The sequence below is a fragment of the Nonomuraea glycinis genome, from assembly GCF_014646515.1.
Classification (GTDB): Bacteria; Actinomycetota; Actinomycetes; order Streptosporangiales; family Streptosporangiaceae; genus Nonomuraea; species Nonomuraea glycinis.
Map to the genome: position 1 here is coordinate 260,189 of NZ_BMNK01000011.1, position 12,069 is coordinate 272,257.

The 12,069-nt window shown below is 72.2% G+C and carries 11 protein-coding genes; 6 read left to right on the plus strand and 5 right to left on the minus strand.

What is annotated here, in order from left to right; translation table 11 throughout:
• Positions 1-203: 203 nt before the first annotated feature.
• The 6 genes from IEY87_RS28940 to IEY87_RS28965 are packed head-to-tail and all read left to right on the plus strand — an operon-like array spanning position 204 to position 6,831.
• Positions 204-1,505 carry a Wzz/FepE/Etk N-terminal domain-containing protein gene (locus tag IEY87_RS28940; protein WP_189141953.1) on the plus strand — a complete coding sequence of 434 codons (1,302 nt, stop codon included), beginning with the start codon at positions 204-206 and terminating at the stop codon, positions 1,503-1,505.
• A complete protein-coding gene (locus tag IEY87_RS28945) occupies positions 1,502-2,770 on the plus strand; it encodes a hypothetical protein (protein WP_189141954.1) in 1,269 nt (422 codons plus the stop codon). Before IEY87_RS28940 ends, IEY87_RS28945 begins: the two co-directional genes overlap by 4 nt.
• Positions 2,767-3,672, plus strand: a complete 906-nt coding sequence (locus IEY87_RS28950; protein ID WP_189141955.1) for a hypothetical protein — start codon at positions 2,767-2,769, stop codon at positions 3,670-3,672. Before IEY87_RS28945 ends, IEY87_RS28950 begins: the two co-directional genes overlap by 4 nt.
• The gene (locus IEY87_RS28955) at positions 3,669-4,523 is read left to right on the plus strand and encodes a sulfotransferase domain-containing protein (RefSeq protein ID WP_189141956.1); all 855 of its coding nucleotides are present in this window, start codon (positions 3,669-3,671) and stop codon (positions 4,521-4,523) included. The genes IEY87_RS28950 and IEY87_RS28955 overlap by 4 nt, the downstream gene beginning before the upstream one ends.
• Entirely contained in the window at positions 4,511-5,914 is a 1,404-nt protein-coding gene (locus IEY87_RS28960; protein WP_189141957.1) for a lipopolysaccharide biosynthesis protein, read from the plus strand. The genes IEY87_RS28955 and IEY87_RS28960 overlap by 13 nt, the downstream gene beginning before the upstream one ends.
• Positions 5,911-6,831, plus strand: coding sequence for a sulfotransferase (locus IEY87_RS28965; RefSeq protein WP_189141958.1), 921 nt, complete (start codon positions 5,911-5,913; stop codon positions 6,829-6,831). Before IEY87_RS28960 ends, IEY87_RS28965 begins: the two co-directional genes overlap by 4 nt.
• Here IEY87_RS28965 and IEY87_RS28970 read toward each other — a convergent pair.
• The 5 genes from IEY87_RS28970 to cysD form a co-directional block, all read right to left on the minus strand.
• Positions 6,788-7,594 (minus strand): WecB/TagA/CpsF family glycosyltransferase, encoded by an 807-nt coding sequence (locus IEY87_RS28970; protein WP_189141959.1) that lies wholly within the window; start codon positions 7,592-7,594, stop codon positions 6,788-6,790. The genes IEY87_RS28965 and IEY87_RS28970 overlap by 44 nt on opposite strands.
• Before the next feature lie 91 nt (positions 7,595-7,685).
• Positions 7,686-8,708: a glycosyltransferase family 2 protein gene (locus IEY87_RS28975; protein ID WP_189141960.1), complete on the minus strand. Its 1,023-nt coding sequence runs from the start codon at positions 8,706-8,708 to the stop codon at positions 7,686-7,688.
• Positions 8,705-9,616 carry a sulfotransferase gene (locus tag IEY87_RS28980; RefSeq protein WP_189141961.1) on the minus strand — a complete coding sequence of 304 codons (912 nt, stop codon included), beginning with the start codon at positions 9,614-9,616 and terminating at the stop codon, positions 8,705-8,707. Before IEY87_RS28980 ends, IEY87_RS28975 begins: the two co-directional genes overlap by 4 nt.
• Before the next feature lie 256 nt (positions 9,617-9,872).
• Positions 9,873-11,135 carry a sulfate adenylyltransferase subunit CysN gene (gene cysN, locus IEY87_RS28985; protein ID WP_189141962.1) on the minus strand — a complete coding sequence of 421 codons (1,263 nt, stop codon included), beginning with the start codon at positions 11,133-11,135 and terminating at the stop codon, positions 9,873-9,875.
• Between the two features lie 4 nt (positions 11,136-11,139).
• Positions 11,140-12,054 carry a sulfate adenylyltransferase subunit CysD gene (gene cysD, locus IEY87_RS28990; protein WP_189141963.1) on the minus strand — a complete coding sequence of 305 codons (915 nt, stop codon included), beginning with the start codon at positions 12,052-12,054 and terminating at the stop codon, positions 11,140-11,142.
• Between the last annotated feature and the right edge of the window lie 15 nt (positions 12,055-12,069).

The window sequence follows — 12,069 nt, forward strand, 5'->3', positions numbered from 1 at the left end:
CAGGCCAGATGGGGTGCACGACTCACCGACAAACAGCGATTTATCGCTTTATAGGGGTACGATTCTCGGGTCGTACAGGAGAAAATCTTGGGTAATCTGGCTGGGTAATATCTGGCCCGCCTATAGTGGGCGCACACCTCGACACGTTACGCAGAGTCGCCGAATGGCGACAATGCGCAGCAAACGCAGGGAGACCCGCCTCCATGAGCCTGCCGCCGGACCGCCCGGCCCACCGCTCCGGCACCGACCTGGGAGAGCACCTCTCGCTGCTCCGCAGGCGCTGGCTGCTCCTGCTCGGCTGCGTCCTGGCCGGCGGCACGACAGGGCTCGCCCTGCTGCGGATCGTCCCCCCTTCCTACACCGCGACCACCCAGCTCCTCGTCACCCCCGTGGGCGTCTCCGAGCAGGTCAACCAGGTGACCACCCGGCAGCGCGAGCCCCTCAACCTCGACACCGAGGCGCAGATCGCCCTGTCGTCCGTCGTCGCGGCCAAGGCCGCCCAGGCGGTGAACGCCACCGCCCTGGAGCCCGCCGAGGTGTCGGTCCCGCCCAACTCCTCCGTCCTGTCGATCTCCTACAGCGCCGCCGACCCGGCCACCGCCGCCGCCGGCTCGCGGGCCTACGCCGAGGCCTACCTCGCCCATCGCACCGAGAGCGCGCAGGCCGCCATCCTCGCCCAGCAGAAGCTCCTGCTGGCCAAGCTCCGGCAGGTCAACACCTCGCTCGGCGCGGCGATCAAACAGCTCGGCGGGCTGACCAGGGGCACCGCCGCGCACACGCTCGCCACCTACCGGCAGGGGGTGCTCACCCGGCAGGCGAGCAGCCTCACACTGAAGTACGACGCGCTGCGGACCCTGGCGGTGACGCCCGGATCGGTCATCAGCCCGGCCGTCATGCCGTCGCTGCCCAGGTCCCCCAGCCTGCCGCTGTGCCTCGGCTCCGGGCTCATGGCGGGCCTGCTGCTGGGGGCCGCCGCGGCGGTGCTGCGCGACCGCCTCGACACCCGGCTGCGCAGCACCGCCGACGTCGAGCGGCTCACCGGACTGCCCGCCCTGGCCGATCTGTCCTACCCGCGCGACCCCGCCGCGCTGCACGACCTGACCTCCGCCGTGCTCGCCGCCTGCCCGGGCAAGCGACTGCTGGTCAGGGCCGTCCCGGCCGAGCTCGGCTCCTCCCGGGTGGCCGCCCCGCTGGCCACCAGCGCGCCGCTGTCGGTGCTGAGCGGCGCGGACGTGAGCGACCTGGCCAGGGCGGACGCGGCCCTGCTGCTGATCGGCCTGGGCCAGGCGACCTCCGTCCAGGTCGCGGCCACCGTACGGCATCTCAGCCGGCACAACGTGCCGATCATCGGCGCGGTGACCACCACGGACCTGACTCCCGCGCCGCCCACTCCCCAGCACACACCGCTGGGCAAGCTGGTCGCCGGTGGCGAGCCCGAGCGCGCCGCGGGCGCCGACACCTCGCCCATGCACGCGCTCCATCAGCCGCCGGGCAAGCGGGCGTGACAGGACCCGCGTGGCCCATCGCCGCGCTGCTGCTCGGTTATCCCGTCTGGTGGGCGCTCGGCTTCGGCGGGCTGTCGGTCGTCGTGCTGGCCGTGCCCATGGGGATCATCCTGTGGCGGCGCAGGCCGATCCGGGTGCCGCGCGGGTTCGGGCTGTGGCTGCTGCTGATCGCCGGCCATCTGGTGAGCGGGCTGATGCTGGCGGAGATGCCGCCCGGCACCTACGGCGAGCTGGGCCTGGGCCGCTTCCTCGGCTACGCCATGCGCCTGACGCTCTACCTGTCGCTCATGATCATGGTTCTCTACCTGGGCAACCTCACCGAGCGCGAGTTGCCGCAGCTCCGGCTCCTGCGGATGCTCGGCGTGCTGTTCATCACCACCGTGGCCGGCGGGCTGCTCGGCGTGCTGGCTCCCGGCTTCTCCTTCACCTCACCGGTGGAGCTGGTCCTGCCGGGCTGGCTGGCCGACAACTCCTTCGTCCAGAACCTGATCCACCCCACCGCCGCGCAGACCCAGAAGGTGCTCGGCTACGCCTCGCCCCGGCCGGAGGCGCCGTTCGAATGGGCCAACGCGTGGGGCAGCAACGTGTCGGTGCTGCTCGTCTGGTTCGTGGTCGGCTGGTGGGTGTACGGCACCCGCCGCCGCAAGGCGCTGGCCGTGGTGCTGATCGCCCTGGCGGCCGTCCCGATCGTCTACTCGCTCAACCGGGGCCTGTGGATCGGCCTCGGGCTGGCCGTCTGCTACCTGATCGTCCGGGTGGGCGGCAGGACCAGGGTCACCCTCTGCGCCGCGGCGGCGACGGGGGCGCTGGTGTTCGCGCTCAGCCCGCTCGCCCCCCTCGTCGTCCAGCGGCTGGACAGCCCGCACTCCAACGACATCCGGGCCTTCACCGTGTCGGCCACGATCGAGGCCGCGACCCACTCGCCCGTCATCGGCTTCGGCAACACCCGCAACGCCACGGGCAACCACCGTACGATCACCACCGGCAAGACCGGCTGGTGCCCCGGCTGCGGCCATCCCCCGCTGGGCGGCGACGGCCAGCTCTGGCTGATGCTCATCACGCAGGGCTTCGCGGGCGCGGCGCTCTACGTGGCCTTCTTCGCCGGCGCGATCCGCCGCCACTGGACCGACAGGACCCCGATCGGGCTCGCCGGAGTGCTGGTGATGAGCCTGGTGCTGCTCTACATGTTCATCTATGACGGCCTGGTCACGCCGCTCAGCCTCTACTTCATCTCCTTCGCGCTCCTGTGGAGAAATCCCGCATGACCGACACCGACATCAGGCTCAGCTATTTCGGCGACACGCTCCGGCTCCTTTATCCCGGCCAGGGTGATCCGCGCGCCCACACGCTGCTCCCGCACGCCCGGCTGCCTCGCCGTCTGGCGCCGCGCCGCTGGTGGCACCGACTGGCCGGGCCGCGCGTCCTGCTGCCCATGGACGGGTCGATCTCGGCCCACCTCGGGGAGGTCTTCGGCGCACCGGTGGAGATCGTCCTGCACGTGCGCCCGGCGCGCCGGGCCAACCGCAAGCCCATCCTGGAGGTCCACAGCGACGGCGCCCGCCTGGCCTTCGTGAAGGTGGGCGACACCGACCGGGCCCGCGCGCTGGTCGACAACGAGGCCGCCGCGCTGCGCGAGCTGGCCGGCCTCCCGCTCAAGACCGTCGTCACGCCCACCGTGCTGCACCACGGGAGCTGGCGCGGCCTCAGCCTGCTCGCCCTGTCCCCGCTGCCCGTCCGCCGCCGCCGGGTGCCCGGCCCGCTGCTGGTCAGGGCCGTCAAGGAGATCGCGGCCACGGGCGGCCCCGACGGCGCGGCCTGGCACGGCGACCTGGCCCCGTGGAACATCTCGCCGTCCGCCGACGGGCGGCTGCTCGTGTGGGACTGGGAGCGCTACGCGACCGGCGTCCCCTACGGGTTCGACGCGGTGCACCACTTCTTCCAGCGGGCGCTGCGCCGCATGGACCCGCCGACCGCCGCGCGCGCCTGCCTTGCCCAGGCGCTGCGGACGCTGGCGCCGTTCGGGCTGTCGGCCGCGCAGGCCAGGCAGACCGCGCTGCACTACCTCATCGCGCTGGCCGACCGGCACGCCGCCGACGGCCACGAACCCCTCGGCCCGGCGGACCACTGGCTCAACCCGGTCGTCGACCACCAGGAGCCGCTGACATGAAGGTCATGAAGCGATCGGTGCTGTCCGTGTCGCGGACCACCGGGAAGGTCACCTCCAAGGCGCGGATCCTGCCGTCGTTCCTGATCGCCGGGGCCCAGCGGTGCGGCACCACCTCGCTCTACCGGGCGCTGGCGGAGCACCCCCTGCTGCTCAAGCCGGTGCTGCACAAGGGGGTCCACTACTTCGACGCCGCCTACTGGCGTGGGCCCGCCTGGTATCGGGCGCACTTCCCGCTCCGGGTGAGCATGGCACTGCTCGCCCGGCGTCACGGCGCCGGGCCGCAGGCGTTCGAGTCGTCGCCCTACTACCTGTTCCATCCGCTGGCCGGGGAGCGGATCGCCGCCGACCTGCCGGGGGTGAAGCTGATCGTGCTGGTGCGCGACCCGGTCGAGCGGGCCTACTCCGCGCACGCCCACGAGCTGGCCAGAGGCTTCGAGACCGAGTCCCACTTCGAGCACGCGCTGGAGCTGGAGGCCGGGCGGCTCGCGGGGGCCGAGGAGAGCCTGCGGGCGGGGCCGCACTCCGCCCACCACTCCCACCGGCACCACGGCTATCTGGCCCGCGGCCGTTACGCCGAGCAGCTCGACCGGCTGGAGCCGCTGTTCGGGCGGGAGCGGATCCTGGTGCTCGACAGCCACCGCTTCTTCGCCGAGCCCGAGCAGGTCTACGACCGGGTGCTCGACTTCCTCGGAGTGCCCCGGCTGGGCCACCCCGAGTTCGAACGGCACAACGGGCGACCCCTGCCCAGGCCCCTGCCGGACTCTCTCCGGCAGAGCCTGCGCGACCACTTCGAGCCGTACGACACCCGGCTGGTGAGCTGGCTGGGCGGTGACCCCTCATGGCGAACCTGACCCCACCCCAACCGGACCCCCACACCGACCCACCACCGCCAGAACAGGCGGCTTACGGCGAGGTCGCGAGGCGGGTGGCCGCAGGCGAGGTCGTGGAGCAGGCGGCTCCGGGCGGGAGTGCGGGGCGGGTGGCGTCGGGGCGGGTGTTGCGGGGTGGGCTTGCCGGGGTGATGGGGGCGGGGGTGGCCGCGCTGGCTCAGTTCGGGCTCGTCGTGGTCGTCACCAGGGCGTTCTCCGTCGAGCAGGCGGGGGCGTTCTTCACGGTCACCGCGTTGATGCTGATGGCGGCCGGGATCGTCAAGCTGGACGCGGGCAATGGGCTGGTGTACTTCATCGCCAGAGCCAACGCCTTCGAATATCGCGGCATATCGGGATATATCCGGGCGGCGCTGGTGCCCGTCACGGGGGCCGCGACGCTCGCCGGCGTGCTGCTGTACCCCTGGCTCGGCCCGGTGGCCCTGGCCCTGCCGGTGCTGGCCGTGGCGGACGTCCTGCTCGCCGCCGGCCGGGGCTTCGGCGCCCTACGACCCACGGTGCTGCTCAGCGGGGTGCTGCTCCCGATCGGCCAGCTCGCCCTGGTGGCCGGCGTGGCACTGCCTGCCTGGACGCTGCCTGCCTGGGTGCTGCCTGTCGCGTGGGCGCTGCCGTACCTGCCCGTGCTGGTGCTGGCGGCGCTCGCTCTGCGCGGTCGCGCGCCCCGCACGCCCTACCTGCCCGGCACCGGACGGGACCTGTGGCGGCACACGGCCCCGAGGTCGGTGGCGGCCGCGGTCCAGGCCGTGTTCCAGCGGTTCGACATCGTGATCGTCGCCCTGCTCGCCGGCCCCGCGCAGGCGGCCGTCTACACCGCCGCGACCCGCTTCAAGATCGTGGGCCAGCTCGCCAACCAGGGCCTGGCGCAGGCCGTACAACCGCGCCTGGTCAGAGCGCTCGCCGACGGCGACCTGGCCGCGGCCAGGGAGCTGTACCAGGCGACCACCATGTGGCTGGTGCTGCTGACCTGGCCCGTCTGGCTGGCCTACGCCCTGGCCGCCCCCTGGCTGCTGCGGCTCTTCGGCGACGGCTACGGCGCGGCGACGCCCGTGGCGCTGGTCCTGGCGGCCACGATGATGGCGGCCACGGCGTCCGGCATGGTCGACGTCGTGCTGACCGCCGCCGGCCACACCACGGCCAGCCTGCGCAACCTCGTCGCGGCCGGTGCCTGCACGGTCCTGCTGGACTTGGCGCTGATCCCGGCGCACGGCGCGCTGGGCGCGGCGCTCGGCTGGTCCGCGGGCGTGCTGGTCAGGAACGCGCTACCGCTCTGGCAGCTCCACCACCGCTACGGCCTGCGCCCCTTCGGCCGGCACAGCCGCTCGGCGCTGCGCCCGCGCGCCTGGGCCACGGCATGAGCGCCCGCCCTCCGGTGCTGGTCACCGGGCTGCCGAGAAGCGGCACGAGCTGGGCGGGCAAGATGCTGGCCGCCGGCGGCGAGCTCGTCTACGTCAACGAGCCGCTCAACCCGCAGCATCCGCCCGGCCGCTGCCCCGGCATCCTGCGCGCCCAGGTACGCCACCGCTTCCAGTACATCTGCGACGACAACGCGCCCACCTGGCTGCCCGCCTTCCGCGACACCGTCGCGCTGCGCTACCGCTGGGCGGCCGAGCTGCGGGCCAACCGCTCCCCGTACGACCTGGCGCGCATGATCCGCTACGGCGGGGCCTTCACGCTGGGCCGCCTCGCGGGGCGGCGGGCGCTGCTGGACGACCCGTTCGCGGTGCTGTCGGCGGGCTGGTTCGCCGAGCGGCTGGGGTGCAAGGTGATCGCCCTCGTCCGGGACCCGGTGTCGTTCGTGGCGAGCTGGCAGCGCCTCGGCTGGACCGTCTACTTCCACGAGCTGCTCGAACAGCCGCTGCTCGTCCGCGACCATCCCCAGGTGCTGCGGCTGCGCGTCCTGGTCGGCTCGCAGGACCGGATCGCGAAGGCGGCGGCGCTGTGGCAGGTGACGCGAGAGATCCTCGCACGCACCCCCGGCATCCTGGTCACCTCCTACGACGACCTCGCCGCCGACCCCCGGACGGGCTTCAAGCGCCTGTACGACTACGCCGGCCTGGCGTGGACCCCCGCCGCCGAGGAGCGCGTCATGAAGGCGTGCACCGCCCCCGGCAGCCGGGACCAGGGATTCGCCTGGTCAGGACTGTCTCGCACCGCCTACCGCCCGATGGACTCGCGGGCGGCCCTGCGGGCAGGCGCCAGGGGCCTCACCCAGGAGGAGATCGACAGGATCAGGGCGCTGACCGACGACGCATGCGGGTGGCCACCGAGGTGAGCAGCAGGCGCAGCGCGAACGGCACGTCGTCCACCAGATAGCGCCGGGCCAGCCGGCCGGGCTCGCAGGCCAGCCTGAACAGCCATTCGAGCCCCGCCCCGCGCATCCATCGAGGCGCCCGTGACACCGTGCCGGCGGCGAACCCGATCGCCGCCCCGCACCCCACGAACCAGGTGCCGGGCAGCTCGCGGCGCAGCTCGTCGATGAGCAGATCCTGCCGGGGGAAGCCGAGCCCCACGAACACCAGCCTCGGCCCCGCCCGTACGACCTTCCGCCGCGCCTGCTGCCTGCCCCGCGCGGTCGCGTCGAACCCGTACGGGGGCGCGTCCACCCCGCAGACCCGCAGCCGTGGATGGCGGCCCGCCAGCTCGGCGGCCGCCGCCGCGGCGACCCCGGGCGGGCCGCCGAGCAGATAGACGGGCCACCCGCGGCGAGCGGCCCGATCGCTCAGCGACCAGATGAGATCCGCCCCCGTGACCCGCTCGGGCACCGGCGTCCCCAGCAGCCGTGACGCCCACACCAGCGGCATCCCGTCGGCCACCACCACCTCGGCCCCGTCCACCAGCTCCCGCAGCGCGGCGTCCCCGGCGACGGCCTGGCAGATGTCCACGTTCGGGGTGACGATGTGCCCGCCTCGGCCGGCGGACAGCTCGGCCTCGACCCGCTCGGCCACCTCGTCCTCGGTCAGCGGATCGAACCCGACCCCGCCGACCACCACCCGCGCCGCCCGGCCGGTGGACGCGTTCGCGCGGATCCGGGCCATCAGATGCCCCGCCCGCGATCAGGCGCGTTCGCGCGGATCCAGGTCATCCGATGCCGCGCCCGCGTGGACGCGTTCGCGCGGATCCGGGCCATCAGATGCCCCGCCCGCGATGGTGCAGCAGGGCCAGGACCGTGGCGGCGGGGATCAGGCCCGCGGCCACCGCCAGGGCGATGGGGGCGCGTGGCTCGCCGAACCGAGCGGCGAGGGTGCGGACGACCCAGCGTGCCGCGCTGCGGCGGTTTCCCAGGGCGGCATGGCCGAAGGCCAGCTGACCGTAGATCCGTGCCGCGCCGCGCGGATCCACGGCCAGTTCGGGGTGCCGGGCGAGCATCCACTCAAGCCCGGCGATACGGTCCGCCCATCGGGCGACATAGTGGGACGCGCCCCACCGAACCCGTACGAGCGGCTCGTCGGCGTTGGCGATCGGGTGGCGCTTGGCGGCGCGGAGCGCGAGATCCCAATCCTCGTTCTGGCCTCGGGGGGCGCTCTCGTCCACCCAGAAGGTGCCGCGCCTGAACAGGAATGTCGAGGAGTGCACCATCACCATGCGGGAGCGCACCAGGTCAGCGGCGGTGACCCGGTCGGTCCCGGCCGGCCTGGGCACCCGTCGCCCGCCGTACTCGATCTCGATGCCGCAGCTCGCGAACTCGGCGCCGCCGTCGGCGAGCAGGCGCGTCTGCGCGGCGAGCTTGCCCGGCAGCCACAGATCGTCGTCGTCGCAGAAGGCGATCAGGTCGGTGTCACAAGCGGCGATACCGGTATTGCGCGCCCCCGGCAACCCCGGAGTGAACCGATTGGGCAACACCCGCACGGCGGGTCTGGGGGCGCCTCCACCGCCTACGGGTCGGCGGACGCCAGCGTCGCCGGCGGAGTGCGGGCCGCCGCCGTCCATGGCGGACCGGGCGCCCTCCGCAGATCGGCGGACGCCACCGCCGACGACAGGGTGGAGATCATCGACGACGCTGTGGAGGGGGCCGCCGTCGACGACGACCACCACGCTTACCTGGCCTGTGTAGTCCTGAGTGAGTGCCGCCTCGACGGCCGCGCGTAGCTGGGCGGGGCGGTCGCCGCGGGTGGGGATCACCACCCCTACCGAGGCGGCCGTACGGCTCACGCGGTGTCCCTTCCGTAGCCGTACCGGGCTCTGAGCGGCCAGGTGAGGGCCGCCACCAGGCTGCGGTGGTGGCGGGGCAGGCCGCGCAGCCAGGAGTCGTCCCTGGCCAGCTCGACGGCCCCGGCGGTGAAGCGCATCGGGTTGCCCGAAGCGGTGTGCGCCGTGGTCAGGTAGGCGGTCGTGCCGTGCAGGAACGGCAGGCGCGGGGAGGTGAAGCCGAGGTCCTGAGCCAGGTTCGTCAGTGTCTCGTGCGGTGTGGCCAGCAGGTCCTCGTAGCGGACGCGGGTGACGGGCGCTCCCCGGACGGCCAGCAGCTCCAGGGCGAGGTTCTGGGCCGTCCAGTGCACGGCGGTGCGGGCGGGGCCCCAGCGGGTCATCGGCTTGCCGTCCTCGGGCCGGGCCACGGTCCTGCACCAGGAGTGGGCGACGGCTCGGGGCTCGCGGACCACCTGCACGACGTGGACGTCCACCCCCGCCTCCAGCAGGCAGTAGGCGAGCGAGGCGTGCTTGCTGGAGTCGACCACCGTCCGGGCCTGCGCCGCCTCGGCCGCCGCCTGGTAGATCCGGCGGTAGGCGCGTACGTACTCAGGCAGGTCCTCGTGGGTGATGCGCGCCAGCCGGCGCGTGCGGTCGACCCGGTGGCGCAATGCCAGGACGCGCTCGGCCAGCATGGACGTCCAGCCGCCGAAGGCGCGCTCGCCGACGTCACGCCAGAACGGGCACGCGGTGAACGGCCTGCCGCAGCCGCACGGCTCGTCGGCCAGGACGCCGCGCTCCCACAGGTGCACCACCTCACCGAGGGGCGCCACCTCGGGCAACTGGCCGAGGAGCCGTTCGAGCAGAGTGGTGCCGCTACGGCCGAGGCCGCCCAGGAAGATCACACGGGGAGCGGTCGAACGATCGGTCACAAGGGTGAACCCTCACGTCGCGAACACGGAACGTGGAGATGCTAGCGCGGAGAGTAATCAAAGTGTCGCCGAATCGCCAAGAGATCTACCTTCAACGCCACAGGACCGGAAAGAGCCCCCGTGCAACGAAAAGGCCCGGCCGACGGCTCAGCTAGCGCGTCGGCCGGACCTGACACCTCGGACTCGGCCCGCGGTCCGAACAGGTTCTTCACTCAGAACCGCAAGACTCAGGACCGCAAGACTCAGGACCGGAAGGTCAGCGGACCTCCAGGATCATGCCGGCGCCCACGGTCCCGTTGGTGGACTCGTCCACCAGGATGAAACCGCCGGTCATCCGGTTGCGGCCGTAGTCGTCCACGAACAGCGGCTGCGTGATCCGGAGCGTGACGCGGCCGATCTCGTTGAGGCCCAGCGACGTCGCCTCCTCGTCCCGGTGCAGGGTGTTGACGTCCAGGCGGTATTGCAGGTCGCGGACGAGGGCCCGAGCCGTCCGGGTGGTGTGCTTGATGGTCAGCTTGGAGCGGGGCGTGAGCTTCACGCCGTCCGCCATCCAGCAGACCATCGCCTCCAGGTCCTGGACCACCTGCGGCTGGTTGTTGGGCCGGGCGATCATGTCGCCCCGGGAGATGTCGAGGTCGTCCTCGAAGCGGAGCGTCACCGACATGGGCGGGAACGCCTCCTCCACCGGCCCGTCGAAGGTGTCGATGGAGGCGATCCTGGTCGTCAGGCCGGACGGCAGGTGCACCACCTCGTCGCCCGGCTTGAGCACCCCGCCCGCGACCTGGCCGGCATAGCCCCGGTAGTCGTGGAAGGCGTGGTCGGTGGCCCGGTTGGGGCGGATGACGTATTGGACGGGGAAGCGCACGTCGACCAGGTTGCGGTCGGAGGCGATGTGCACGTTCTCCAGGTGGTGGAGCAGCGAGGTGCCTTGGTACCAGGGGGTGTTCTCGGAGCGGGACACCACGTTGTCGCCGTTGAGCGCGGAGATGGGGATGAACGTGAGGTCGGACACGTTCAGCTTGGACGCGAAGGCGGTGAACTCCTCGCGGATCTCGTCGAAGCGCTCCTCGGAGTAGTCCACCAGGTCCATCTTGTTGACGGCCAGCACCAGGTGGGGGACGCGCAGGAGAGAGGTGAGGAAGGCGTGCCGGCGCGACTGCTCCAGCACGCCCTTGCGCGCGTCGATGAGAATGATCGCCAGGTCGGCGGTGGAGGCGCCGGTCACCATGTTGCGGGTGTACTGGATGTGCCCGGGGGTGTCCGCGATGATGAACTTGCGGCGCGGCGTCGCGAAGTAGCGGTAGGCGACGTCGATGGTGATGCCCTGCTCCCGCTCGGCCCGCAGGCCGTCGGTGAGCAGCGACAGGTCGGTGTATTCGGTGCCGCGGTCGCGCGAGGTGCGCTCGACCGCCTCGAGCTGGTCTTCGAAGATCGCCTTGGAGTCGAACAGGAGCCGCCCGATGAGGGTGGACTTGCCGTCGTCGACGCTTCCCGCCGTGGCGAAACGCAGAATGTCCATCGGTTTAGAAGTAACCTTCCCGCTTGCGATCCTCCATGGCGGCCTCCGAGGCGCGGTCGTCGGCCCTGGTGGCCCCGCGCTCGGTGATCCGGGTCGCCGCGATCTCCTCGATGATCTCCTCGACCGTCGCCGCCCCGGACTGCACGGCGCCGGTGCAGGTCATGTCGCCCACCGTGCGATAGCGCACCACGGACTCGAACAGCGGCTCGTCGTCGCCCCGCTGCACGATGTCGGCGTCGGGCAGCAGCATGCCGTCCCGCTCGAAGACCTTGCGGGTGTGGGCGAAGTAGATGGCGGGGATCTCGATGCCCTCCCGCCGGATGTAGTCCCAGATGTCCAGCTCGGTCCAGTTGGACAGCGGGAACACCCGGATGTGCTCGCCCTTGCTGATCCGCGCGTTGTAGAGATTCCACAGCTCGGGGCGCTGATTCTTCGGGTCCCACTGGCCGAAGTCGTCGCGGAAGGAGAACACCCGCTCCTTGGCCCTGGCCTTCTCCTCGTCGCGCCTGGCGCCGCCGAACACCGCGTCGAACTCGTGCTCCTCGATGGCGTCGAGCAGCGTGGTCGTCTGCAGGCGGTTGCGTGAGGCCCGGCGGCCGGTCTGCTCCACCACACGGCCCGCGTCGATGGAGCTCTGCACGCTGGCCACGATCAGGCGGGCGCCGAGCTCGGCGCTGCGGCGGTCGCGGAACTCGATGACCTCGTCGAAGTTGTGCCCGGTGTCGACGTGCATGAGCGGGAACGGGATGGCGGCGGGCCAGAACGCCTTCTCCGCGATGCGGAGCATGACGATGGAGTCTTTACCACCGGAGAAGAGCAGACAGGGACGCTCGAACTCGGCCGCCACCTCGCGCATGATGTGAATGGCCTCGGCTTCGAGGACGTCGAGCTGCGACGTGGTGTAGTCGCGCTGGAGCATGAGGGCTCTCCTCCG